Origin of the sequence: Falsiphaeobacter marinintestinus, from assembly GCF_007923355.1 — a bacterium.
GTDB classification, from domain to species: Bacteria; Pseudomonadota; Alphaproteobacteria; order Rhodobacterales; family Rhodobacteraceae; genus Phaeobacter_A; species Phaeobacter_A marinintestinus.
The window spans coordinates 1-24,827 of record NZ_VOGO01000021.1; the positions used below are offsets into that span (position 1 = coordinate 1).

At 58.3% G+C, this 24,827-nt stretch carries 25 protein-coding genes, 2 tRNA genes and 1 pseudogene; 14 read left to right on the top strand and 14 right to left on the bottom strand.

Features of this window, described 5'->3' with window-relative positions:
- Positions 1-450: 450 nt before the first annotated feature.
- Both FOY56_RS22650 and FOY56_RS22655 read right to left on the bottom strand, forming a co-directional pair.
- Positions 451-525: transfer RNA gene (locus tag FOY56_RS22650), tRNA-Gln, on the bottom strand.
- Positions 526-656: 131 nt separating this feature from the next.
- Positions 657-1,136: an SH3 domain-containing protein gene (locus tag FOY56_RS22655; protein WP_246139572.1), complete on the bottom strand. Its 480-nt coding sequence runs from the start codon at positions 1,134-1,136 to the stop codon at positions 657-659.
- 171 nt (positions 1,137-1,307) lie between these two features.
- On the opposite strand from FOY56_RS22655, the gene FOY56_RS22660 reads away from it, so the two are divergent.
- From FOY56_RS22660 to FOY56_RS22680, 5 genes are all read left to right on the top strand, one after another.
- Positions 1,308-2,294 carry a 2-hydroxyacid dehydrogenase gene (locus tag FOY56_RS22660; RefSeq protein WP_146348435.1) on the top strand — a complete coding sequence of 329 codons (987 nt, stop codon included), beginning with the start codon at positions 1,308-1,310 and terminating at the stop codon, positions 2,292-2,294.
- Between the two features lie 6 nt (positions 2,295-2,300).
- A complete protein-coding gene (gene thpR, locus FOY56_RS22665; protein ID WP_146348436.1) occupies positions 2,301-2,843 on the top strand; it encodes an RNA 2',3'-cyclic phosphodiesterase in 543 nt (180 codons plus the stop codon).
- A 63-nt stretch (positions 2,844-2,906) separates the two neighbouring features.
- Complete coding sequence (gene ggt / locus FOY56_RS22670) at positions 2,907-4,700, top strand: gamma-glutamyltransferase (RefSeq protein ID WP_425468383.1); 1,794 nt, start codon at positions 2,907-2,909, stop codon at positions 4,698-4,700.
- A gap of 60 nt (positions 4,701-4,760) precedes the next feature.
- Positions 4,761-6,158, top strand: coding sequence for an FAD-binding oxidoreductase (locus FOY56_RS22675; RefSeq protein WP_146348437.1), 1,398 nt, complete (start codon positions 4,761-4,763; stop codon positions 6,156-6,158).
- Positions 6,159-6,178: 20 nt separating this feature from the next.
- Positions 6,179-6,973, top strand: a complete 795-nt coding sequence (locus FOY56_RS22680; RefSeq protein WP_146348438.1) for a creatininase family protein — start codon at positions 6,179-6,181, stop codon at positions 6,971-6,973.
- Positions 6,974-6,976: 3 nt separating this feature from the next.
- Here FOY56_RS22680 and FOY56_RS22685 read toward each other — a convergent pair whose 3' ends face one another.
- A complete protein-coding gene (locus FOY56_RS22685) occupies positions 6,977-8,005 on the bottom strand; it encodes an LLM class flavin-dependent oxidoreductase (protein WP_146348439.1) in 1,029 nt (342 codons plus the stop codon).
- 269 nt (positions 8,006-8,274) lie between these two features.
- Between FOY56_RS22685 and FOY56_RS22690 the strand changes: the two genes are divergently transcribed.
- Genes FOY56_RS22690 through boxA form a run of 3 tightly spaced genes read left to right on the top strand, consistent with a single transcriptional unit; the run spans position 8,275 to position 11,879 of the window.
- Positions 8,275-9,807: a benzoate-CoA ligase family protein gene (locus FOY56_RS22690; RefSeq protein ID WP_146348440.1), complete on the top strand. Its 1,533-nt coding sequence runs from the start codon at positions 8,275-8,277 to the stop codon at positions 9,805-9,807.
- A gap of 5 nt (positions 9,808-9,812) precedes the next feature.
- Positions 9,813-10,625, top strand: coding sequence for an alpha/beta fold hydrolase (locus FOY56_RS22695; RefSeq protein WP_146348441.1), 813 nt, complete (start codon positions 9,813-9,815; stop codon positions 10,623-10,625).
- Positions 10,626-10,685: 60 nt separating this feature from the next.
- Positions 10,686-11,879, top strand: coding sequence for a benzoyl-CoA 2,3-epoxidase subunit BoxA (gene boxA, locus FOY56_RS22700; protein ID WP_146348442.1), 1,194 nt, complete (start codon positions 10,686-10,688; stop codon positions 11,877-11,879).
- Between the two features lie 6 nt (positions 11,880-11,885).
- On the opposite strand, the gene FOY56_RS22705 is transcribed toward boxA, so the two are convergent.
- The 5 genes from FOY56_RS22705 to FOY56_RS23715 all read right to left on the bottom strand — a co-directional run bounded on the left by FOY56_RS22705 (position 11,886) and on the right by FOY56_RS23715 (position 13,763).
- On the bottom strand, positions 11,886-12,296 hold the full coding sequence (locus FOY56_RS22705) for a hypothetical protein (RefSeq protein WP_146348443.1): 411 nt from the start codon (positions 12,294-12,296) through the stop codon (positions 11,886-11,888).
- A gap of 74 nt (positions 12,297-12,370) precedes the next feature.
- Positions 12,371-12,760 (bottom strand): VOC family protein, encoded by a 390-nt coding sequence (locus FOY56_RS22710; RefSeq protein WP_146348444.1) that lies wholly within the window; start codon positions 12,758-12,760, stop codon positions 12,371-12,373.
- 198 nt (positions 12,761-12,958) lie between these two features.
- Positions 12,959-13,438, bottom strand: a complete 480-nt coding sequence (locus FOY56_RS22715) for a hypothetical protein (protein WP_146348445.1) — start codon at positions 13,436-13,438, stop codon at positions 12,959-12,961.
- On the bottom strand, positions 13,435-13,599 hold the full coding sequence (hemP, locus tag FOY56_RS22720; protein WP_146348446.1) for a hemin uptake protein HemP: 165 nt from the start codon (positions 13,597-13,599) through the stop codon (positions 13,435-13,437). Before hemP ends, FOY56_RS22715 begins: the two co-directional genes overlap by 4 nt.
- Entirely contained in the window at positions 13,596-13,763 is a 168-nt protein-coding gene (locus FOY56_RS23715; RefSeq protein WP_186766449.1) for a hypothetical protein, read from the bottom strand. Before FOY56_RS23715 ends, hemP begins: the two co-directional genes overlap by 4 nt.
- Before the next feature lie 477 nt (positions 13,764-14,240).
- On the opposite strand from FOY56_RS23715, the gene FOY56_RS22725 reads away from it, so the two are divergent.
- On the top strand, positions 14,241-16,628 hold the full coding sequence (locus FOY56_RS22725) for a choice-of-anchor L domain-containing protein (RefSeq protein ID WP_146348447.1): 2,388 nt from the start codon (positions 14,241-14,243) through the stop codon (positions 16,626-16,628).
- A gap of 185 nt (positions 16,629-16,813) precedes the next feature.
- Here FOY56_RS22725 and FOY56_RS22730 read toward each other — a convergent pair whose 3' ends face one another.
- The 4 genes from FOY56_RS22730 to uvrB all read right to left on the bottom strand — a co-directional run bounded on the left by FOY56_RS22730 (position 16,814) and on the right by uvrB (position 20,268).
- Entirely contained in the window at positions 16,814-17,077 is a 264-nt protein-coding gene (locus FOY56_RS22730; protein ID WP_146348448.1) for a hypothetical protein, read from the bottom strand.
- A gap of 233 nt (positions 17,078-17,310) precedes the next feature.
- A complete protein-coding gene (locus tag FOY56_RS22735) occupies positions 17,311-17,781 on the bottom strand; it encodes a hypothetical protein (protein ID WP_146348449.1) in 471 nt (156 codons plus the stop codon).
- The gene (locus tag FOY56_RS22740) at positions 17,781-18,023 is read right to left on the bottom strand and encodes an ECs_2282 family putative zinc-binding protein (protein WP_146348450.1); all 243 of its coding nucleotides are present in this window, start codon (positions 18,021-18,023) and stop codon (positions 17,781-17,783) included. The genes FOY56_RS22735 and FOY56_RS22740 overlap by 1 nt, the downstream gene beginning before the upstream one ends.
- 49 nt (positions 18,024-18,072) lie before the next feature.
- Positions 18,073-20,268 carry an excinuclease ABC subunit UvrB gene (gene uvrB, locus FOY56_RS22745; protein ID WP_146348451.1) on the bottom strand — a complete coding sequence of 732 codons (2,196 nt, stop codon included), beginning with the start codon at positions 20,266-20,268 and terminating at the stop codon, positions 18,073-18,075.
- Positions 20,269-20,726: 458 nt separating this feature from the next.
- Between uvrB and FOY56_RS22750 the strand changes: the two genes are divergently transcribed.
- Both FOY56_RS22750 and FOY56_RS22755 read left to right on the top strand, forming a co-directional pair.
- Positions 20,727-21,503, top strand: coding sequence for a methyltransferase domain-containing protein (locus FOY56_RS22750; RefSeq protein ID WP_146348452.1), 777 nt, complete (start codon positions 20,727-20,729; stop codon positions 21,501-21,503).
- A 15-nt stretch (positions 21,504-21,518) separates the two neighbouring features.
- Positions 21,519-21,998 (top strand): GNAT family N-acetyltransferase, encoded by a 480-nt coding sequence (locus FOY56_RS22755; RefSeq protein ID WP_246139571.1) that lies wholly within the window; start codon positions 21,519-21,521, stop codon positions 21,996-21,998.
- A gap of 342 nt (positions 21,999-22,340) precedes the next feature.
- Here the strand turns inward: FOY56_RS22755 and FOY56_RS22760 are convergent, their stop codons facing one another.
- Positions 22,341-23,075 carry a gamma-glutamylcyclotransferase gene (locus tag FOY56_RS22760; protein ID WP_146348454.1) on the bottom strand — a complete coding sequence of 245 codons (735 nt, stop codon included), beginning with the start codon at positions 23,073-23,075 and terminating at the stop codon, positions 22,341-22,343.
- Positions 23,076-23,293: 218 nt separating this feature from the next.
- Here FOY56_RS22760 and FOY56_RS22765 point away from each other — a divergent pair, with 218 nt between their 5' ends.
- The 3 genes from FOY56_RS22765 (at position 23,294) to FOY56_RS22775 (ending at position 24,238) form a co-directional block, all read left to right on the top strand.
- Positions 23,294-23,605 (top strand): ETC complex I subunit, encoded by a 312-nt coding sequence (locus FOY56_RS22765; RefSeq protein ID WP_146348455.1) that lies wholly within the window; start codon positions 23,294-23,296, stop codon positions 23,603-23,605.
- Positions 23,606-23,610: 5 nt separating this feature from the next.
- Positions 23,611-24,078 (top strand): GNAT family N-acetyltransferase, encoded by a 468-nt coding sequence (locus FOY56_RS22770; protein ID WP_246139575.1) that lies wholly within the window; start codon positions 23,611-23,613, stop codon positions 24,076-24,078.
- Positions 24,079-24,161: 83 nt separating this feature from the next.
- Positions 24,162-24,238, top strand: a tRNA-Arg gene (locus tag FOY56_RS22775).
- A 224-nt stretch (positions 24,239-24,462) separates the two neighbouring features.
- On the opposite strand, the pseudogene FOY56_RS23720 reads toward FOY56_RS22775, so the two are convergent.
- A pseudogene (locus tag FOY56_RS23720) lies at positions 24,463-24,827 on the bottom strand (hypothetical protein); the annotation flags it as partial.

The following is a 24,827-nucleotide window of genomic DNA, read 5'->3' on the forward strand; positions in this document are numbered from 1 at the left end:
GGGAAGTGTGTTCACATGGGTCAATTCTCAGTGACAATTCAGGGCGATACCGGGTCAGTTCTCAGTGACATTCAACAGGCTTGAATGCCTGATGAGTTTTCAGGTAGCGCTATCATACACGACTGCGTCAAAAAGTCAAGTTTCGCCACCGTTGCCATAACCCGGTCTGCATCAACCCGCAGCACCTGGAACCGGGTGAACGCGGGGATAACCGGGAACACGATCGACTGCGGGCGGCGTACGGGATCGACTATGAGGCCCTGTAGCGGGTTGAGCGGGGGTCGCGCTTCGTAGACTGCCGGTGGCAATGCCTCATCTCAAGGGTCGAAGAGCACGCTCCCGTCGTACCCGTTCGGGTGTCGCGGGTGTCCCGAACACTGGGGCATTACTTGGGGCATTCCCGAGACCTCAGGGGGACCCTGCTGCTTGGTTCGCTGATCCAGAGACAACTGGCTGGGGTGGTAGGATTCGAACCTACGATACACAGTACCAAAAACTGCTGCCTTACCACTTGGCTACACCCCAACGGTGAGCGGCTAGTTACGCCGCTTGTTCGCGGGGTTCAAGAGGCCTTTGACAAAAAATAACGCTCTGAAGACAACTTTTTGGTCGGGGTGTTCGGCCATCAGATCAAGGCATTGAAAAGTGATGGTCGGTCAGTCGCGCAGCTCGTCGGGGGTAACGCCCCAGAGGCGGGATTTGTGCGCCCAGCCGCGGTAGCCTCCGGCCGAAATCCAGCACCAGTCGGCGCCGCATTCTCCGAGTCGGGCGACGACGCCCAGCTCAAAGGCAGCTGATACTGTCGATTGCGGGTCCGGTCGGGCATAGACTTGCGTCATGTCCTGCTCGATCAGGACTGTGCGCGCACCAGATAGCAGCGCATAGTGAACCCAGCCGCCAGCGCCGTCGCGGTCTTCGACGCGGCGCCAATGGCCGTGCTCTGCCGTGATCTGCAGCGGCATATCGCGGCGCTTGAAGACCCAGTCGATACGATGGGTCAAGGACGGGCCACGGCGCACATTGCCTTCGCCGGTCTTCATCGAAACATAGCGCGGTAGCGGCAAATTCGTCACCGGGCCACGTTTTCCGTCGGCCAGCGCACTGCCGGCCAGCAACAATCCACAAAGAAACGCCAGCCCCTGGCGTATTGATTTACCTGAACGTGTCACTGCCTGCCCGCCCGTACCAAAGTCTTCGTCCGATCGAAAAACGGCTGCGTCATTTGCGCTGGGGTTCTTGTGCCCCGCCGGTTCCTGCGCCACGATGCCATGGCACGGGGCGATTTGAAAAGCTGTGGAGGGCCGCAAGTGCCAAGAGACAGACTGAGTGTTGTTGTTACGCGACGGTTGCCAGAGGTGGTCGAGACCCGTCTGAGCGAACTTTTCGATACGCGATTGCGGGTCGATGACGTTCCGATGACGCGGGCAGAACTGGTCGAAGCGGTCAAAACCGCCGATATTCTGGTGCCGACTGTGACGGATACCATTGATGCTGGTTTGCTGGGGCAGGCCGGTGAACAGTTGCGGTTGATCGCGAATTATGGCGCGGGCGTCGATCATATCGACGTCGCGACGGCGCGGCAGCGCGGCGTTCTGGTGTCCAATACGCCAGGGGTTCTTACGGAAGATACCGCTGATATGACCATGGCGCTGATTCTGGCGGTGACGCGCCGGATTCCCGAAGGGCTGGCGCTGATGCAGCGGGGCGACTGGGAAGGCTGGGCCCCGACCGCGCTTTTGGGCGGGCGAATCTCGGGGCGTCGGCTGGGGATCCTTGGCATGGGCCGGATTGGTCAGGCCGTGGCGCGGCGCGCCAATGCGTTCGGGATGCAGGTGCATTACCACAACCGTCGTCGGCTGCGGCCGGAGACGGAAGAACAGTTTCAGGCGACGTATTGGGACAGTCTTGACCAGATGGTCGCGCGCATGGACGTGATTTCAATCAATTGCCCGTCAACGCCAAGTACCTTTCATCTGATGAACGCGCGGCGGTTAAAGCTGATGAAGCCTTCGGCCGTTATCGTGAACACCTCGCGCGGCGAAGTGATCGACGAAAACGCTCTGACGCGGATGTTGCGGGCGGGCGAGATTGCAGGGGCGGGGCTGGACGTTTTCGAACACGGGACCGATGTCAATCCGCGTCTGCGCGAGATGGAGAACGTGGTGCTTTTGCCGCATATGGGGTCGGCCACGATCGAGGGCCGGATCGAGATGGGAGAGAAAGTGATCATCAACATCAAGACCTTCGAAGACGGACACCGTCCGCCGGATCAGGTCGTTCCGGCCATGCTCTGACAGGTGATGCGGGCTTTCGTCGCTGTCGATCTGCCCGGGTCCATGCTGGAGGCGCTCACACGTTTGCAGATGCTTATCCCGGTTGGGCGTAAGGTTGCGGTCGAAAACCTGCACCTGACGCTGGCGTTTCTGGACGAGCAACCCGAGACTGTTCTGGAAGACCTGCATGGCGAGCTTGAAAGACTGCCGACACAGCCACTGTCGCTGGGGGTTTCGGGCCTTGGGTGTTTTGGGGGCGACAAGCCACGGCTTTTGTTTGCCGATGTCCCGCCCGGCGACGTGTTGAAAGACCTGCATGGCCAGATCGCAGCTGCAGCTCGACGGGTTGGGATCAGCCTGAGGCGCGAACGATTTCATCCGCATATCACGTTGTCCCGGATCAATGGCCGGTTGTCGTTTCAGGAAGTCGGGCGGTTGGATGCCTTCCTTCGCGATCAGGGTGGCGTGATTTTACCCGCCGAACGCTGCCCCAGTTTTTCGCTGGTACAGTCAACACTTGGGCCGAAAGGTGCGCGATATGACAGGTTGGCGACTTACGACCTGGTTTGAAACCTGTTGCCCAATGGCCCTGATACGTTAGCTTTGACGCTGATCGAGCAAGGGGAGAGGCAAGTGAAACACCTAGCGAAAAACGTTTTGGTCGGGGCCTTTGGTGCGTGCCTGCTTGGGGCCACGGCAATTGCTCAGACCGCGGCGGATGCCGTTGCTCCCGAGGCGGCGACGGTCGCAGAGGTCTGGGCTTTGTCGGACCGGGCCGAAGCGGCGATGGCGGCAAAGCTGTCTGGGCAGCCTGTCACGGCCAGGACATGGATGATCGCGGTGGCCAATCCGCTGGCGGCCGAGGCTGGCGCGGATGTGTTGGCGCAGGGCGGCAGTGCGGCAGACGCCATGATCGCGGCTCAATCTGTTCTGGGGCTTGTTGAACCTCAAAGCTCGGGCCTTGGTGGCGGGGCGTTTTTGGTCTGGTACGATGCCGAGACCGGCGAACTGACCACATTGGATGGGCGCGAAACCGCGCCGCTGGCAGTCACTCCCCGGCTGTTTCAGTCTGAAGATGGCGAGCCGCTGAAGTTCTTTGATGCTGTCGTCGGCGGGCGCTCGGTCGGCACCCCCGGAACGCCCGCCCTGATGGGAGAGGCGCATCGGCGCTGGGGACGCTCGCCTTGGCCTGCGTTGTTCGCGCCAGCCATTCAACATGCGCAAGACGGGTTCACAGTCTCGCCGCGTCTGGCGACTTTGGTTGAACGCGATGCCGACCGGTTGGCCCTCTTTGGGACAACTGCAGATTATTTCATGCCCGGCGGTGTGCCGATTACAGCGGGTCAGACCCTGACCAATCCGGCCTATGCGGACACCTTGGCTCAGATCGCCGCGAAAGGGGCAGGGGCCGTCTATATTGGGGAGATTGCGGCCGATATCGTACGATCTGTCACGACGGCCCCCGGGAATCCCGGCGTGTTGTCGTCTGTCGACCTGGCGCTTTATGCGGTGAAAGACCGCCCGGCCGTTTGTGCCGAATTCCGCGACCATGATGTTTGCGGAATGGGTCCACCGTCTTCGGGCGCCCTGACCGTTGGGCAGATCCTCGGCATGCTTGATGCGCATCCAGCAGGGGCGGCAGACGATCCTGACACCTGGCGCCGGATCGGCGATGCCGAACGGCTCGCCTTTGCGGATCGGGGACGGTACATGGCTGACAGCGACTATGTGCCCATGCCGACCAAGGGGTTGGTCGACCCCGATTATCTTGCCGAGCGCGCGCAACTGTTAAATGGCGACCACGCGTTGCCAGAAGTGGCGCCGGGCCAGCCCGAGTTTGATCACGCTTTGCTGTACGCCGATGATGAGTCGCTGGAACTGCCATCGACCTCGCATATCTCGATTGTCGACAGCTATGGCAACGTGCTGTCGATGACCACGACGATCGAAAACGGCTTTGGATCGCGCCTTATGGTCCGGGGCTTCCTGCTGAACAACGAACTCACCGATTTCTCGTTCCGGTCACATCGCGACGGCGTGCCGATTGCCAACCGGATCGAGCCGGGCAAACGCCCGCGCTCGTCGATGTCGCCGACCATTGTCATGAAGGATGGGCAACCGGTTTTGGCGATCGGCTCGCCCGGTGGCAGCCGGATCATTCCTTATGTTGCCAAGACGATCATCGCATGGCTTGACTGGGACATGGACATCCAGCAGGCGATTGCCATGCCGCATGCCGTGAACCGGTTCGGCACCTTTGATCTTGAGGCAGGAACCGATGCAGAAGCCATGCAGGGCCCGCTGGAAACCATGGGGTTCAAGGTGAAGGTCCGCGACCTGAATTCGGGCTTGCACGGGATCGAGATTGGCGACGGGCTGACCGGCGGAGCAGACCCGCGTCGCGAAGGCATCGTTCTGGGCGACTGAACTTGCCCTGCCTTGGGCTTTGCGGCACAACAGATTTGCATCCGCTTGGGAGGGGTAACTATGGTTCAGGCAACTGCGCTGCCGCGCAATGAAGCCGGTATCGACACGGCAATCGGCATCCTGAAACAGCAGTTCGGAGACCGGCTGCAAACCGGTGATGCGATCTGCGAACAGCATGGTCATACGACCACCTGGATCACAAATCAGCCACCCGACGCGGTTGTCTTCCCACATTCGACCGATGAAGTTGCCGAGATCATCCGTGTCTGCGCCGCCCATAAGGTGCCGGTGATTCCGTTTGGCACAGGAACGTCTCTGGAAGGGCATGTAAACGCGCCCGCCGGTGGGGTCTCGGTCGACCTGATGCAGATGAACAAGATCCTTGCCGTGAATTCACAGGATCTGGATTGCGTGGTGCAGCCGGGTGTGACCCGGGAACAGTTGAACACCTATCTACGCGATCAGGGTCTGTTTTTCCCGATTGATCCCGGTGCCAACGCATCGCTGGGCGGCATGGCCTCGACCCGGGCCAGCGGCACCAACGCGGTGCGCTATGGCACGATGAAAGACAACGTGATCGCGCTGGAGGCCGTGATGCCGGACGGCGAAATCATCCGCACAGCACAGCGGGCCAAAAAGTCATCGGCAGGCTACGACCTGACCCGGTTGCTGATCGGCTCTGAGGGCACGCTGGGCCTGATCACCGAGGTCACTCTGCGCTTGCAGGGCATCCCCGAAGGCATCTCTTCGGCGCGCTGTTCGTTCCCGTCTGTCGATGCGGCCTGTCAGGCGGCGATGATGACGATTCAGTTTGGTATCCCGGTTGCGCGCATCGAATTGCTGGATGCGGCCAGCGTGGGGGCATGCAATGCTTATTCCAAGCTGGACCTGCCTGAAGAGCCTTTGCTGCTGTTAGAGTTCCACGGCTCCGAAGCCAGTGTGATCGAGCAGGCTGAAACCTTTGGCGGCATCGCCGAAGAATTTGGCGGTACGGGGTTTCAGGCGACAACCAGCACGGAAGAGCGTAACAAGCTATGGCAGGCGCGGCACGATCTGTATTGGGCGGTTCTGCAGCTTCGCCCCGGTGCCACCGGCATTTCAACAGATGTCTGTGTTCCGATCTCGCGCCTTGCGGAATGCGTGACCAAAACGCAGGACAAGGCGACCGAACTGGGGCTGATGGCGACTGTGGCCGGTCATGTTGGCGATGGCAATTTCCACACGCTTCTGCTGATCGACAAATCCAATCCGGATGAGATGGGCAAGGCCGATGATCTTGTCGGCTGGCTGAATGATCTGGCGATTTCGATGGATGGCACCTGTACGGGTGAACACGGGATCGGGCAGGGCAAGCGGCCCTATCTGCAGAAAGAACTTGGCCCAGCGACACGGTATATGAAGATGATCAAGGCGACGTTCGACCCTGACAACATCATGAATCCGGGCAAGATCCTTTAACCGGGAAAGGATGCCTCCAGATGACACGACGGTTGGATTGGGCACAGTTTCGCGCGGGTGAGTTTTCACAAATGGATCCCGCGCGTACAATCGCCATTCTGCCAACTGCGGCCATCGAACAACACGGTCCGCACCTGCCGGTTGGCACCGACACGATGATCGCTGACGGCATGCTGGACGAAGTGCGCCGCAGCTGCCCGCAGGATCTGGATATTCTGATCCTGCCGGTTCAGGCGGTGGGGAAGTCGAATGAACATGTTCATGCAGCGGGCACTTTGACTTATTCTGCCGAGACAGCCATCGCGGCCTGGCGAGAGATTGGTTTGGCAGTTGCACGGGCTGGATTGCGCAAGCTGGTCATCGTGAACAGCCATGGTGGCAATCTGGATATCAATTCCATTGTGGCCCGAGAATTGCGGGTGCGGGCAGGGATGTTCGTGGTGAAATGCCAGTGGGGGTCGTTTGGATTTCCTGACGGGCATTATTCTGAGCGCGAGCTAACGTTTGGCTTGCATGGCGGCGATGTCGAAACTTCACTCATGCTCGATTTCCAGCCTGGGACTGTCGATATGGATCTGGCGCAGGATTTCGCATCAACGCAGGAGGTCACCGCGATCTCTCCGGTTGGATCGGTGTCGTATGGCTGGGTGTCCAGCGATCTGAATCCGGCGGGCGTGGTTGGCGAAGCGCATCTTGCCACCGCAGTCAAAGGGCGCGCCACCTGCATTCATCAGGTGCGCGGTTTCATTGAATTGCTGCGTCAGGTCCGTGACGCTGATCTGGACGGGTTTGCACCAACGACTCCGACGATTTGACCGTCAAGCTCTATCAAGCAACCGCAAGTCGGGATCTGATGTTTGTCCATTGAGAGACGTCATCACCTCTGCCGCGATCTCGAACGACCGCAATCGGGCCGCATGGTCATGGATCTGGCCGGTAATGATGAACTCATCCGGGACATAGCGATCCAGAAACTCACTCAGTTTGCTTTTCACCTCGGTCGGGTCGCCAACGGCCGAGCATCGCAGCGCGCGGTTCACCATTGCAGCCTCTTGCGGCGAGGCAAGGGCCGAGAAATCATCGACAGGCGTCGGCAACGGGCCGGGGCGGCCAGTCCGCAGGTTCAAAAACGCCTGCTGCATTGAGGTTCGTAACCGAACCGCTTCGTCTGCGTCATCGGCAGCAAAGACATTGACCGCCATCATGAAATGGGGCCGGTCGGTGATGCCGGGTCGGAAAGACCTGCGATAGGTCTCAATGGCTTCTTCCAGCATATCCGGTGCGAAATGCGAGGCGAACGCATAAGGCAGCCCCAGATGCGCGGCCAATTGCGCGCCATACAGGCTGGACCCCAGCATCCAGACCGGCACATTGGTACCTTCGCCGGGAATGGCGCGCACGGGTTGGCCGGCTTCGGATGGCTGCAGATAGCCGATCAACTCAACCACATCATCGGGGAATTGGTCACCCTGGGACATCCCGCGCCGCAATGCGCGGGCGGTAATCATGTCGGTGCCGGGCGCTCGGCCCAGGCCCAAATCGATGCGGTCCGGGTACAGCGTGGCCAGCGTGCCGAATTGCTCTGCGATCACCAAAGGCGCATGATTGGGCAGCATGACGCCGCCAGACCCAACCCTGATCCGCGACGTCACCGACGCGACATACCCGATCAGGACAGACGTGGACGAAGACGCAACGCCGGGCATATTGTGGTGTTCGGCCATCCAGTACCGGGTGTACCCCAGACGCTCGGCCAATTGCGCAAGTTCGGCTGTGTTGCGCAAGGCGTCGGCAGCCGTTTTACCAGCGGGAACAGGGGCCAGATCCAGTACGGAAAACGCGGGCATCGGCATACTCCTCTTGCTATGCGCTGTCAGACTATAAGCCATCGATACTCTAGGAACAGGGGCGATTGGGACACGGGCGCGTTTTTGCGTGATAACGCAAGATGTGCAAAAAAATGCAATTTCACACCTGAATTGTTGCGCCCTTCGCTGACGTGTGCATTATAGCGCATAATGTGACTCGTGTCTGGTGGGGGGAGGGAGCCCCGATCCAGCAGGCCGGGGCAAAGGCACGTCCCGGTTACCGCCGGTCGGACCCGAGGGAGGAAAACATGTCTCAGAATGAAAACGCCGCCGTCTATTTTGTTGACCGGCATCTGAACGAAGGCCGCGCTGACAAAGTGGCGTTTCGCGAGGCTGACGGAGCGCGGCGCAGTCTGACCTATGGAGGTCTTGCAGACGAAACCAGCCGGTTTGCCGGGGCGCTGAACCGTCATGGCGTGCGCCGCGAAGAACGCATCGCGATGATCGTGCGGGACGAGATCGAGTTTCCGATCATTTTCTGGGGCGCGATGAAAGCGGGCGCGATCCCGGTGCCGCTGAACACCATGCTGTCGTCCGATGTATACGAGGTGATCCTGAACGACAGCCGGGCATCGATCTTGTTGGTGTCTGAAGCGTTATGGGACACGGTGAAACCGGCGATTCAGGACAACAAGTTCCTGCGGACGGTGGTCGTGATTGGGACTGCGCCGGACGGAACCGAAAGCTTTTCGGATTTTGTCGCCGGTGCAGACCCGGTCAAAACGGTCGAGGCACATGCGGATGAAATGGCGTTCTGGCTGTATTCTTCGGGCTCAACCGGAACGCCGAAGGGCGTCCGCCATGTGCACGGCAGTTTGAAGGCAACGGCAGATACATTCGGGGCTCAGGTGCTGGGTATTCGCGAGAACGATGTCGTGCATTCGATTGCCAAGATGTTCTTTGCCTATGGCCTTGGAAATGCGCTGTCTTTTCCGATGGCTGTCGGGGCGACCACGGTGATCTATGGTGGCCGTCCAACACCAGACAGCACGTTTGCGATCATGAAAGACGAACGCCCAACGATCTTCTGCGGCGTGCCGACCCTGTTCGCAGCACTTGTCGCCGAGCAGGAGAAGGCCGGCAAAGACCCGGAACATTGCATCCGCATCTGCACTTCGGCAGGCGAGGCTTTGCCGCGTGACATTGGCGAGCGCTGGGAAAAGCTGTGGGGGGCCGAGATTGTCGATGGCGTCGGATCGACTGAGATGCTGCACATCTTCCTGTCCAACCGCCCGGGCGACATCGTCTATGGTACGTCAGGCATGCCGGTGCCGGGATACGAAATCCGCCTTGTTGATGAGCATGACGAAGAGGTCGGCACCGAAGCGGTCGGTGAACTTTTGGTGCGCGGGCCGTCCTCGGCTGAAGGATATTGGAACCAGCGCAACAAGTCACAATCGACCTTTGAAGGCCATTGGACCCGCACCGGCGACAAATACGAACGCACGCCAGACGGGCGACTGGTTTATTGCGGGCGCACCGATGACATGTTCAAGGTCTCGGGTATCTGGGTGTCGCCGTTTGAAGTGGAACAGGCCCTGATCGATCACCCTGCCGTGCTTGAGGCTGCCGTGGTGGCCAAGGCTGACGATCAGAATTTGATCAAGCCCGCCGCTTTCGTCGTATTGCAGGGGGAGGGCGCTTTGAACGACCCCGATGATCTGAAAACCTATGTGAAAGACAAGATTGGCATGTGGAAGTACCCGCGTTGGATTACGATTGTGGATGACCTTCCCAAAACGGCGACGGGTAAGATCCAGCGCTTTAAGTTGAGGGCCTGAGCATCATGGCGGATTGGACAGAAAGCGGCAGGTTACAGGCCGGTGGCAAGGCGCTGGAATACGCGTGCTATGGCCCTAGCCCGGATCAAGCGCCGACGCTGGTGCTGCTGCACGAAGGCTTGGGATGCGTGGCGCTGTGGCGCGATTTCCCTGCCAAGCTGGCAGCGGCAACCGGGTGGGGCGTGTTTGTGTATTCGCGCGCGGGCTATGGCCAGTCCGATCCTGCGGACCTGCCGCGTCCGGTCGATTACATGACCCGTGAAGCGGTGGATGTGTTGCCGCAGGTACTGGATGCGATTGGGTTTCGCAGTGGTGTTCTGATGGGCCATTCAGACGGGGCAACAATCGCTGCGATCTATGGTGGCAGTGTTGCCGACTATCGCGTTCGGGCCTTGATCCTGATGGCGCCGCATTTCTTTACCGAACCGATGGGGTTGGAAGAAATCGAACGCGCGTGTACCGCCTATGAAACAACCGATTTGCGCGCCAAGATGGCCAAGTATCACCGCGATCCCGACAATGCGTTTCGCGGCTGGAACGACGCCTGGCTGAACCCAGAGTTCAAGGATTGGAACGTCGCCGACGTGATCGATCATCTGCGCATCCCGGTTCTGGCGATACAGGGGCGCGGCGATCAATACGGCACGCTGGCCCAGATTGACGAGGTCGACACACGCAGCTATGCGCCGGTCGAAATCACAATCCTTGACGACTGCGGCCATGCGCCGTTTCTTGAGCAACCGGATCAAACACTGGACCACGTGACTGACTTTGTGACTCGCCTTGCGCGGATCGAAGCGGCAGAGGTGGTTGTATAGGCGACGATGTCGGTCCGTTTCGGGGCTCTGACGACGCAAGAGACAAGGAAAGATGGCACCATGAACAAGCCGTTGAAACAGCACCTGATCGATCCCGAGATCTGCATCCGCTGCTATACCTGCGAAATGACCTGCCCGCTTGAGGCCATTGAACATGACGACAACAACGTCGTGGTTGATGCCAGCAAGTGCAACTTCTGCATGGATTGCATCCCGGTCTGCCCAACGGGCTCAATCGATGAGTGGCGAATTGTCAACGAACCCTATTCGGTTGACGAACAGCTCGAATGGCAGGAACTGCCCGAGCAGGAAGAGCTGGAAGGCGGATCATCAGACGATGCCGATTACGAGGCGATGGATGATGCGATCGCCGCGCTGCTGGCGGATGCGCACAAGGGCGCAGGCGGCAAGGCCAAAGCACCTGCGAGTGCCGCCAAGCCGACCATCAACATGTACACCATCGGCAAACCGATCGAAGCGACGGTTCAGGGCAATTACCGGCTGACGGCTGATGGGGCCGAAACCGATATCCGCCATGTGATCCTGACCTTTGATGGCCAGCCCTTTCCAATTATCGAAGGCCAGACACTTGGCATCATCCCGCCCGGCACCGACGCCGACGGGAAAGCGTATCTGCCACGGCTCTATTCCGCGTCCAGTCCGCGCGACGGGGAGCGTCCGAATTTCGGCAACGTCTCTCTGACGGTAAAACGCGAAGAACATGGCGTGGCGTCAAACTATATCTGTGACCTGAAAACGGGCGACAAGGTGAATGTTACCGGGCCGTTCGGATCGACCTTCCTGTTGCCCGAAGATCCGGATGCCCGTCTGCTGATGATTTGCACCGGCACGGGGTCGGCCCCGATGCGGGCCTTTACGATGCGCCGCCAGCGCACGGTGGGCAGCAAATCAGGGGGCATGACGATGTTTTTCGGCGCCCGCTCGCCCGACACGTTGCCCTATTTCGGCCCGCTCAACAAAGTGCCGCAATCGCTGCTGCACACCTATATGGTGTTCTCACGGCTGCCGGACGCGCCGAAGGAATACGTGCAGGACAGAATGGTCGTCGAGCAGGATGTGATCGCCGCGCTGCTGCAGGATCCCAAGACCCACATCTATATCTGCGGATTGCGCGGGATGGAGGAGGGGGTTGAAAAGACCCTGACCAACATCGCCGAAAGCCTGGGTGAACAATGGGGCGCGTTGCGCGACATCATGCGTGAAGACGGGCGGTATCATGTGGAAACCTACTGACTTGGCCTAGCGCGCGTCCTGAAAGGCGCAGAAATACGTTGTTGTCTGCCCAAAGGGGTTAACCTTCATCCAGATACCGTTGCGTTGCGGATCAAGCACCCATTGCACACGAAACCGTTCGTTGGTGGTTAAGTCGGTGAAATCGGCAAAGTCGTTTTCACCAAGGAAACTGTATTGCGCAGTGGGGCTGGTGACCTGTCCGGCGGTGTAGATTGTGATGCCAGCAGGAAACAGCCCGCTGATGTGGCCCTGGAAGTTGTGAAGCGGGTTGAACGCCTGCTGGTATTCGACCGCCATTACCAGTTGCGCCGCGACGCCGCCAAAATCGCAGTTGTAAGACAGGGTTACCTGCTGGGACAAAGCGGGGGCGGGCAGAACGGGCAGCAGAGCGGCAAGAAACAGACAGATCGGTCGCATGGGTATTCTCCCAAAGGGGTTGGGCCCACCCAAGTATAGCACAAATGTCGCGACGTCGCTTTAACGGGGGGGCCTCAGGTGCCTGCCGGAACCTCAGCCGCATCGAAATCGATATGGATGTGGTTGCCATCCGGGTCGCGCAGGTTGATCTGCACGATCGGAAAACCGGGGACCGGGTCGACAGAATGGGGAATATCCTGCGCTTTCAATCTGTCGCAAAGCTCTGAAAACCCGGTTGCGCGAAACGCGAAATGCTCCAACGCAAGGTTGCCGCCTGTCTCGGTCCGGGACCCAACCCCGACCAGATGCACCACGGCGCGGTCGCCCAGATAAAGCCACGCCCCGGGAAACGAGAAATTCGCGCGGGGGCCAGAGGGCAGGCCCAGAACCTCATCATACCACGCGATCATGGTATCAAGGTTGCAGGTGCGGATGTTGACGTGATCAAAAGCTGTAAGTGGCATGATCTGAGCATAGCAAGCCCGTGGGGGATTTGAACACCCGGCTGGTGATTTGCACCACTGCAAGCGCGCATCTGTGCAGTGGTTCACCCCTGTTGGTCCCGCACCTTTCAATTGCAGGGATCAATTGATGTTTTCGTCTAGAGACCGCGAGCAATCCTTGAGATAGGGGCCGAGTAACCGGCCCGGTCTCTGCGTCCGTCAGTGCAATAAGATGGGCTGCACGGGGGTGGGCGTCATACTGCGCGGGGCATTGCGGCCCATTTTCTTCAGACCCATGCCAAACTCTGCTGCGAGCGACGCGATCAGCGGGGCAATGTCGGCCCGCACCAGAAGGGTCGCGATCAGCATGGCATCCTCGCGGTTGCCGTCGGTTGCCATGGCTATGAAGTTGGCAAAACAGGACTCGTCAGCTCCGATGCATTTACACTGGACCGAATGGCGCATCAGTGGCCTGCGCCCATGCCGGGCACACAGGCTGCAAAGTTGTTCAAAGGATTTCAGCACTTGGCGGCCCTGATCATGGCCCAGTTCAGTGGCAAAATCATTCCAGACCTGTGCCTGTGCGTCCGGGCCATCGCACCAAAGCCGCAGATAGATCACCGAAGCGGCTTCGATGTCATCCAGATCGGTCAGGAACCCGACAGGCGCCCCGCCGCGTTGTGGCTGCTCTGGCATCATTTGGTCAGGATCAGCTTGCCCGCGCGCGTGATGCGCAGGGTATAGATCTGGTCGCCCAGAACAATGCGGGCCAGCCCGCCGCCCTCGGTCAGATCGTGGGCGGAATAGGTCGGCAATTGGGCCGTTGCGGGCAATTTGGGCGGAGTGGAATGGAAGGTCATGATACACGGGCCTCGGTCGTAACGGTGCGGTCGAACACCCATTCGACGGACATGCCGTCTGAAGTTTCAAGTGCCTCAAGGACCTCGAATGTTTCGGAAAGAACCGGTCGAGACAGGTCCTGTTCACAGCGGCTGGGTTTCGGCGGCAAGCCGGTTCTTTGCATCTCGGAAGTCCTCACAATACTCGGTTGTCGGCTTCCCCTGCAAAAGACTCGGGGTGGCTTAACTGCTGATAAACTGAGTGAATCAGTCAGGCATGTCAACCTGACAATTTTAGTAGGTTATGGATCGTCGGTCGTTTTCGACCCAGAACCCCAGCCTGCCCAATCCTCAAGCGTCCCGCGGATCGCAAGGTGACCCGCAAGGGAATCCCTTTAAAGGCGCACGAAGACTAAGGTGCGGGGACGAAGGTAGAGGAGTGGTTTGGCCCAAAGAACGGCTGGTTTCGGGCATATGTGCCGTTTTCCTACCGGACAGGATAGCGCCCTATACCAAAGAGACGGCGCTTAACCCTTTGACGGCGCGAATTCCCAACCCCTCCGATTTACATACGTCCCCACAGGTCAAACAGCAGGGGTAAGGCCTCGCGCGGTCTCAAAAAGAACGCCCTTGGCATCACGTTAATCAGTATCGGAAAGCAAATGGTTCAAGCAACGGAACTTAATATCCAAAACAGTGTGACCGCGATGGACATGGCAAATGCCATGTTCGGTGCAGGTGTCACGGTGGTTTCGGCCACCTACACCGGCGACGCGCTGTCATCGGGCATCTATTCAAACGGGGAAACCACCGCCCCAAACGCGGTTCCAGCGGATACAGGGGTCATTCTGTCGACCGGTTTTGCAAAGGATTTTACCAATAGCTCGGGCGTCGCAAACCAATCGCTAAGTACCAGCACCGACACCGCCGGCGTCGATGGCGATGCAGGGTTGAACGGCATTGCCGGTGTCAGCACCTATGACGCCGCGATTTTGGATGCCGAATTCATCCCGACCGGCGAAACCCTGACCATGCAGTTGGTGTTTTCATCCGAAGAGTACCTTGAATGGGTGAACTCGGGCTACAACGACGCGGTTGGCATCTGGGTCAATGGCGAAAAAACCGAACTTGCCATCGGTGACGGTGACATCTCGATCGACAACATCAACACCACGACAAATTCTAACTTGTTCGTGGATAATGCAAATTCAGCCGTAAACTCGGAAATGGATGGTCTGACGATCACGTTGACCATCAAGGCTGACGTCACACCGGGCGAGGTTAACACCGTCCGCTTCGGGATCGCCGATGCCGGTGATGCGGTCTATGACAGCAACTTGCTGATCGTCGGCGACAGCGTCCAGACACAGCTGATCGCACAGGATGATATGGTCAACCTGACGTCCTTGGGCGAAACCGTATTCGCGCCGTTGGTCAATGACACAATGTCGGCCGGTGGCGTCGTTTCGATCACCAAGATCAACGGAAACAGCATTCAGCCCGGCGATAGCCTGACGTTGGATTCTGGCGAAGTCCTGAAGGTGAACGCTGATGGCACCATCGCAATCACTGCGACGGGCAACGTCGGATCGACCATTTTCACCTATACGATCGAAAACGAAAGCGGCACCACCGACACAGCCTATGTCACCCTGAACACCGATCCGGTGGACGGGACCGAGGGCGACGATTCCATGACCCAAGGCTATAAGGATGCCGACGGAAACCAGATCGACGGCAAGGATGGCAACAGCGAGGTCATCCTTGGCTATGGCGGCAATGACAAAATCTTTGCCGGCGAGGGGATCGATCACGTTTATGGAGGAACCGGCAACGACTTTATCCGCGCCCATGGTGGTAACGACATCATCAATGGCGGCGACGGCAATGACGTTCTGGACGGCGGCGAAGGAGATGACGCCATGACCGGAGGCACTGGCGACGACATCTATTACGTCGACACAACCGGCGACTCCGTGACCGAAACCGCAAATCAGGGCCACGACAAGGTCTATACAACCATCGATTATGTGCTGGGTGACGATCTGGAAGATCTGTGGCTGGAAGAAGGCTCGGGCGCACGGGTTGGCACGGCGAACGATCAGGACAACCTGCTGGTCGGCAATGAACTGGGCAACACCCTGACCGCGCTGGGCGGTGATGACCGTATTATGGGTCTTGGTGGCAACGACACCATCTTTGGTGGCGCTGGCATGGACGCAATGGACGGCAATGACGGCAACGACAGCCTGTATGGCGAAGCGGGCACCGATAAGCTGACCGGAGGCGGCGGGAATGACATGCTGGATGGCGGGATCGGCGGCGATCTGTTGTGCGCTGGTTTTGGCGACGACACGTTGATCGGCGGTGCGGGCAATGACCATTTGGATGGCGGTTTTGGCACCGACTATATGGCGGGTGGCGGCGGCAATGATGTCTATTTCGTTTACGACAGCACCGACATCACGGTTGAACTGGCTGGTGAAGGCAGGGACGAGGTCAAGTCGACTGTGTCCTGGGTTCTGGCTGACAATTTCGAAAACCTGACCCTCTCCGGCAGCGCTATGGATGGTAGTGGAAACGATCTGGACAACAGGATCTATGGCAACGGCGCGGCGAATACCATTCTCGGCCTTGGCGGCAAAGACGACCTGCGCGGCTTTGCGGGGGATGATTTGCTGAACGGTGGAGCGGGAAATGACCGCATTCAAGGTGGGTCCGGGAACGACACCTTAATAGGTGGTGAAGGGGCAGATCGGTTGATTGGTGGGGGTGGTGACAACATCCTGAACGGCGGTCTGGGCGATGATTTTGTGTTTGCCGGGGCGGATGCGGATCAGATCCACTTTGCGGCGGGCGACGGGTCGGACGTTGTGGGTCGGTTTGACATCGCAGCGGACACCCTTGTTTTTACAGGAATTTCTGCGGATGACCTGACGACGTCTGCGTTCGGCACCGGCACCTTGATCGAGACCGCTGCGGGCGACAGCCTGTACCTGTCGGGTCTGGGCGACGTGGGGTTGGAGGATCTGTCGATCGTGTATCTGTAATCAGGAAAACCCCGCAATTGGCTGTTTTGTACACACCCAAACCCAGTGAATGTCCGTTTTGTACACCCCGTAGTCCCTCGGAAAACGGGCGTTCTGTGTCAAAGCCAAATGCGGGTCGAGGCCCCGGATCTGATCCGGGGTCTCTTTTTTGCCGAGGCGCCCCGGAGGAGCGCTTTCAGCTTCAGTCAGACAACGCTGGACAGCGTCGCGAATACCATCAGAGCGGCGGGGGTCAGGGCCAGTCCGAGCGCCCATTTCGGGGCTTTGTCCATGACGGCGAGGATCACGGCGGGCACGACACACACCGCGGTCACACCCATGCCGATGGTGAGAAACCCCAAAGCCATCCCACGCCCCGCCGCGTCCATCGAGGCGTTGAGGGTGTCAAACCACGCCCAGCCAAACAGGATGACATAGGCGAGGGAAAGGGCGAAGACAGCCTTGCGCATGAGGGTAGACTATGCGGATTTGTGTGTTCCGTCCACTGACCCCACCCATAGCGGCGCTGTCATCCCCGTCGTGATCGGGGATCTGTTTGAGGGTGGCGTGAGGGGTTTAGAGGTCCCCGCTTTCGCGGGGATGACAGGTGCGTTGAACAGATGCTTTGAAAACCAGCGCGAAAGAGCACTAGGCTAGCCGATAAGGAGGCTTAGTATGTTCTTGTTTGTCGTTTTTAGGCGTTTTAGACAGTTACTTCAATGTCCTTCGTCCTATTCGCTGATGACGCATCATCCCAAGAAATTTGGATAGTTTCTTTCAGTGCGGAACCAAAGTGTGGAAATGCATTAATGTCTACTGAAGAGTCTTTTTCCATCACCTGCATTGGCAGTTTTTGAGATATAGAAGATTCTGGAAACATACTTCCTTCTGATGTTATTGGGCTCACGTTGACATTGCGTGCTTCCGCAGGACCTCGATTGAATACGCGCAACTTCCAAACATTTTTGTCAACTTTGAATAGTTTTGCGGAAACATTAGCTTCTTTAGATGCGCGCTCGTCCCTCTCGAATTGAGAAAGTTGGTGGCGAACCAACTGTACTTCTCTGTCAGTCAAACGTTCCTGAGATCTTTGACCCGAACGAGCTTGCCAAAATGATAATCCTGAAACTAAAAGTGCAACCAACGCTATCACGTCTGAGGTCTGTATCGCCATTATTTGAACATTTTCTTGAAGTCTTTTTTGATATCGGCAAAAACTTCCGATTTTATTTCTTCAACCTTTGCTGCGATGCGATCTTCGTTGCTTGCCTTGATTGTTTCGTAGGAAAACTCACCATCGCAAGAGCTGCAACGGTACATGCTGTCCTCATTTTCGAGTTCATCCTGACAAGATAAAAATGTACTTGCGCAAGTTGGGCATAGCAATTCGATACTTCGGTCATAATTGGTTTTCATGAGGACCTCATTATTTGTGGCTAATGCTACCATAGCGGTACCCGTGTTGCTACCGCTTCCTCCGCTTCACACCGCCGCGTTGCCCCGGTCTCCCCGCCGTTGACCGCCCTCGCGACTTAACAGCCGCGTCGGAGGCGGCCTCGACGGCGGATTGGCGGGCGAGGGGGTCGTCGGCGATGGCGAGGTCGACGGCCTCCAGCCGTTTGACTTCGTCGCGCAGGCGGGCGGCTTCTTCGAACTCAAGGTTTTCGGCGGCTTTGCGCATTTCGCTGCGCAGCCCGTCCAGATGCGCCTCAAGGTTTGCACCGTGCATGGGTTTTTCCAAGGTCGCGGTGACGCGGTTCATGTCGACGTCGCCCTTGTAGAGGCCGGCCAGAATGTCTTCGACGTTCTTCTTGACCGTCTCGGGGGTGATCCCGTGTTCTTCGTTATAGGCGATCTGCTTGGCGCGGCGGCGGTCGGTTTCGGCCAGCGCGCGCTCCATCGAGCCGGTGATGCGGTCGGCGTACATGATCACGCGGCCTTCGGCGTTCCGGGCGGCGCGCCCGATGGTCTGAACCAGCGAGGTTTCAGAGCGCAAAAAGCCCTCTTTATCCGCATCCAGAATGGCGACCAGCCCGCATTCTGGGATGTCGAGCCCTTCGCGCAGCAGGTTGATGCCGATCAGCACATCGAAGGCCCCCAGACGCAGGTCGCGTAGGATCTCGATCCGTTCGATCGTGTCGATGTCAGAGTGCATGTAGCGGACCTTGGTGCCCTGTTCATGCATGTATTCGGTCAGATCCTCGGCCATGCGTTTGGTCAGGGTGGTGACCAGCGTGCGCATCCCGGCGGCGGTGACGCGCTTGACCTCGTCCAGCAGATCATCGACCTGCATCTGGACGGGGCGGATTTCGACGGGCGGGTCAAGCAGGCCGGTGGGGCGGATCACCTGTTCTGTGAACACGCCGCCTGCCTGGTCGAGTTCCCACGCTGAAGGGGTGGCTGAGACGAAGACGGATTGCGGGCGCATCGCGTCCCATTCTTCGAACTTCAGGGGGCGGTTGTCCATGCAGGACGGCAGGCGGAACCCGTGTTCGGCCAGCGTGAATTTGCGGCGATAGTCGCCTTTGTACATGCCGCCAATCTGGGGCACGCTGACGTGGGATTCATCAGCAAAGACGATGGCGTGATCGGGGATGAATTCGAACAGGGTGGGGGGCGGTTCGCCGGGGGCGCGGCCCGTGAGATACCGGGAATAGTTTTCGATGCCGTTGCAGACGCCGGTGGCCTCGAGCATTTCAAGGTCGAAATTGGTGCGCTGTTCGAGGCGCTGGGCTTCGAGCAGTTTGCCGTCACCGACCAGCTGATCGAGCCGTTCGCGCAGCTCCTTTTTGATGCTGATGGTGGCCTGCTGCAACGTCGGTTTTGGCGTGACGTAATGCGAGTTCGCATAGATCCGGACGCGGTCCATCGTGTTGGTGCGCTCACCCGTCAGGGGATCGAATTCGGTGATCTGTTCCAGCTCTTCGCCGAAGAATGACAGCTTCCAGGCGCGGTCTTCGAGGTGGGCGGGCCAGACTTCGAGGCTGTCGCCGCGCACCCGGAAGGCGCCGCGCTGGAACGCCTGATCGTTGCGTTTGTATTGCTGGGCGACCAGATCTGCGATCACGGCGCGCTGGTCATACTGGTCACCGGTTTTCAGATCCAGCGTCATCGCGCCATAGGTTTCGACCGATCCGATGCCGTAGATGCAGGACACCGAAGCGACGATGATCACATCGTCACGTTCCAGAAGCGCGCGGGTGGCCGAGTGGCGCATGCGGTCGATCTGTTCGTTGATCTGGGATTCTTTTTCGATGTAGGTGTCCGAGCGGGCGACATAGGCCTCGGGCTGGTAATAGTCGTAGAACGAGACGAAGTATTCGACGGCGTTGTCGGGAAAGAAGCCTTTGAATTCGCCGTATAGCTGCGCCGCCAGCGTCTTGTTCGGGGCCAGGATGATCGCGGGGCGCTGGGTGTCTTCGATGACCTTGGCCATCGTATAGGTTTTGCCGGTGCCGGTCGCGCCCAGAAGCACCTGATTGCGTTCACCGTCGCGCACGCCGTCGCTGAGTTCGACGATGGCGGTGGGTTGGTCGCCGGCGGGGCTGAATTCGGAATGCATCACGAACGCCTTGCCGCCTTCCAGCTTGTCGCGGGTTTTGACGTCGGGCGCGGGGGCGTGCAGCATCGGGGCGGATTTGTCGGAATGGGCGTATGGCATGGGGGGAGACTCACTAACAGGCGGGCTGTTCTAAATTTGTTCTAAATGGCGCGATGTTCAAGGGGGGCAGGGGGATCTGCTGACAGTTGGAGTCAGTTGTCTTTTGCCAGAGCGGCGATCCAGTTGGAAAGGCTATCGCAGGACAGAGCTGCGGGTAGCGTGAAATATGGGGTCGCTCAAAGCGTGTTGAAGACGGTCTGGAAACTGTGGTGAGGGACGGTCCTTTGCCCACGTGGCCACCGATACGGACGCTCATGCTGTGTGAGGCGTATGACTGCTGTGAACCCAAACTGATTGATGCTGCGTTTCGCACGAATGTCCGGTTCTCACAAAGATGCAAAATGCCTATCAAGGCCAATCGAAGTTTTGGCATTGGTATTGTGTCCAAACAGTAGTGAACGACCGGGCCACTCAACGCTTCGATTTTCCGCATCTACTTTTTGCGCTATAAGTGAAGCATGCTGAGGTTTGATGAAGCGACGACGAAGCTCCTCGAAGTTTCCTATCAGGGTGGCGATGTCAGTCGTCGAAGGAGAATGGCTTTTGATACCCTGCATCTATCCGAAGGGGACGTCATCGCCGATATCGGTTGCGGCAACGGGCTTCTTACGCAAGAGATAGCGCGTGCCATCGGTGCGAGCGGACGTGTCATTGGAATTGATCCCAGCGCAGACATGCGCGCTTTAGCGGAAAATAGGTGCGCAGCGTTCCCCTGTGTTCAGATCAAAGATGGCCTGGCCGATGTGCTCCCTCTCCAAGACGGCGAAGCAGACAAAGCCGTCGCCGTTCAGGTGCTTGAGTATCTCTCTGATATTCCAGCCGCCATTCGCGAAGCGCATCGTATTCTGAGGGCAGGTGGTCGGTTCGTCGCTGTTGATACTGGATGCAATACTCTCGACTGGTTCTCCGAGGATGAAGATCGCATGCGCCGCGTTCAGGACGCATGGGATCATCACTATGTTGAACCGCGGGTCGCGGCACTTTGGCTTCGCTTCGCGCGGGATGCTGGGTTTGTCGCCGTCGAAGTCGAACCCTTCACCTTTTGCGACGTCACCCTTCGTGCCGATGGTCTAGCATTCATGCTGTTGCATCTGATGTCGCGATATGCAGCGGAAAATGGGCACATGAGTGGACATGAGACCAAAGCTTGGTTCGACGAACAGATTGACCTCGCGAGGCAAGGGCGGTTTTTCTTCTCGCTGACCTACTATAGGATGAGTGCCATCAAAGCTTAGTGGTAACAGATGCACATGTTTCGAAACGCCCGGCCAGCTGACGCAGATAGATGCTTCGAAATTGAGACCTCCGCTTACGAAGGCGATGAGGCTGCTACCCACGAAAAGATCTCGAAACGGATCGAGGTTTATCCCGATGGCTTCCTAGTACTTGAATTAGACGGGACGGTAGTTGGGTTCATCAATTGCGGGTGTGCGGATAAGGTCGAGATGTCGGACGAGGCGTTCAAGGAACTTATCGGTCACGACCCTGACGCTCCGAATGTCGTGATCATGTCAGTCGTCGTTGATCCCGCACACCAAGGCAAAGGGCTGTCACGGAAGCTGATGGACGAGTTTATCGAGCGCATGCGGCGGATGGGCAAGCTGACAATCCATCTGATGTGCAAAGAGCACCATGTGCCGCTCTATGAGAAGTTCGGATATCGCTATTTGCGCCCGTCAGCCTCCGATCACGGTGGAATGACATGGCATGAAATGTCCATGACACTCTGAAACGCACTTTGTCCGCGGTCCAGTCATTCGACGCTATCGTGGCGAAGGTCGGGTTCCTGTTCTAAGTGGACGCATTTCACCTGATCAAAGTGGCAGCGAAAGGTCTGGGATTGCCCGTTGTGGCCTTTTTGTGTGGTCGCTGTCAGATTTTGTCGTCGGCATCGACCGTGCAAGCTTATGCGCAAGTGTCGCGCAGATGTGTTGGCTGGAATGCACTGGTTTTCCAAATACACTCAACGAGCGGTTTTTCACATTGTGAGGGCTTCTACAGAAGGCCTGTGGTGCCTCTTATCCAGTAACGGGGGTTCCGGGTCGGGTTATAGAGCCCGGCCGGACGCTGGTTCAGGCCTCGGTCTGACGGCTTTTGGCCAATGCCCGAAGGTGCGCCATATCGGGGTCTTCAAGGCCAAGCTCCTCAAGGTGATGCATCATGGAGTCGAGGTAGTCGAAATTACGGCCAAGGTTGCCTTCGGCAACGGCGATGATCCGGGCCATTTCGTCTTTGGTGATGTCGGGCAAATAGCCCTGACCGGACGGGTTGATCACAAAGGTCAGGGCGTCAACGGGCCCCTGAGGTGTAGTGACGGTGGCGAAGATCGGGTGATAGCCGCCGGAAAACATCTCGCGGTTCCACATGAAGGTGGTTTCGCGGTCAACCAGTGGGGCAGGGATGCGGAACGCGACGCCCTGACACTGCCCGCCAGTGTCGAGCGCGGCCATCAGGCCGGGGCAATCGCGTGTGCCGCGACCGCCCTGAATGCGCATGCAAAAGCTGCGCCGCCAGCCTTGCAGAGTGGCATAGCGGTATTCGTCGATGTAAACGCCCGGATCCCAGATCAGTGATCCATAGGCAAACACCCAAAGGTCACGGTCCAGACGCCCCTCAAGCACGGTCTGACGGTTGGCTTCGCGGGCGTCATGATCCATCCGCCATCCCGGTTCCCAGCCCTCTTCCCGGGCCTGAACATCAAGTTCGTCGAAGCGGTCCAATCCGAACCGGACGTTTGACACGTCGGGGGGCGTGATTTTGCCCATCAGGGCAGGGGCGTGGCGAAAAACGTGATCAGGGAATGGCATGTGGCGACTTAGCCGAAAACCTGACCAGTTGGCCAGTAGTGATTGAGCATCGACTGATACGTTTGGCCGGATTTGCGGACGCACCGGGCGAACTGGCGTTGTGGCAGCCCTTTGGCCATAATTTGGGCGTTTTGCGCCTTGCGCCGGGCGCGGCAAATCGGACCTTGCCGGGGCACGCGGAATTGCCGATAAATGCGACGTCCAATCAGGAGTCGTTTATGCCTGCCCGTATTTATCAGCCCGCCCGGAACGCCATGCAGTCCGGGACCGCCAAGACCAAGAACTGGGTGCTGGATTATGCCCAGGGATCGGCCCGCGATGTTGACCCTTTGATGGGCTGGACCTCAAGCTCGGACACGCAAACGCAGGTGCGCCTGCGGTTCGACAGCAAGGCAGCCGCGCTGGAATATGCCGAGTCCAACGGCATCGAGGCGGTTGTGATCGAACCCCATACCCGTAAGCCGAACATTCGCGCACGCGGCTATGGCGAAAACTTTGCAACGGATCGCCGGGGCCCCTGGACCCATTGACCGCAGTGTCTGACACGGGTGGAATTGTCCGGGCCGATGGTCCTGACCCTCAGATTGTTGACATTCTGACACGCCATTTCGATCTGATGCGGGCCACCAGCCCCGCCGAAAGCTGCCATGTCATGGCGCCCGATGACCTGTTTCAGGCAGGCGCCACGGTTTTGGTCTGGCGGGACAGGGCGCAGGTTCTGGGCATCGGGGCGCTGAAACCGCTGGATGCACAGCATGGTGAGCTGAAATCGATGCACACCGTGGCCGAGGCCCGGGGGCGCGGGATTGCCCGTGCGGTTCTGACAGCATTGATTGACGAAGCGCGGGCTCAACGCCTGTCGCGCGTGAGCCTGGAAACCGGAACGGCCGACATGTTTGCCCCGGCGCGGGCGCTATACGCGCGGGAAGGGTTTGCCGAATGCGCGCCGTTCGGACCCTATGTTGCCGATCCGCTGAGCATGTTCATGACCCGCGCCGTTTGAACCTGACAAAAGCGAAGAAACTCGGCCATCGGCAGGCGGCAAGATATTGCGGACCGATTTGCGAACCGCTACAAGCGCGATAGGGTCCCGTAGCTCAACTGGATAGAGCACCTGACTTCTAATCAGGGGGTTGGGGGTTCGAGTCCTCCCGGGATCGCCATTTTTTTCAAGTACTTGCCAATGGCGCATATAAATGCAGATTTTGCCCCACTTCGTGCAAATCCCTGTCAATAAGTTTGTTTTTGTCGAAAGCCTCGCGCTTGGCTGGACTTGTGTGCATTTTTGCAGGTTCAACCGGAGAGGTTTGACCAAACATGCAATGATGATGTTTTGTTAGTTTGCCATCGTCGAACGGAAAAACCCGGTTTCTCGGTTCTGACAAAGCTACTTGAAGAACGCTTCAACGTCTTTGCGGAGATACAGAGGTCCGAAGTCCTCTCCATTTGGCGCAAACGGCTTCACTCCTCCCGCCTTCAACTCGGTCAGCAGGGTTCTGTAGTGTTGCCCGAGTTCCCTTTGCATTGTCGCCGACGTCAAAAAGCGTTTGTGGAAATCATCAATATCTAGAGGTGAGAGATAGACCCGCGCATCGCCGCCCCATTTTGGATGGGGCAAGTGGGTTGCTGACATATGTCCAGCAGCGACCAGGCTTTCGAACCAACGGCAATCCCGCCTAAAAATAGTGGTGTTCAAAAGTAGAATTTTCTCGGCAAGATATCTGAGGAGATTTTGAATGAAGAACGGACGAT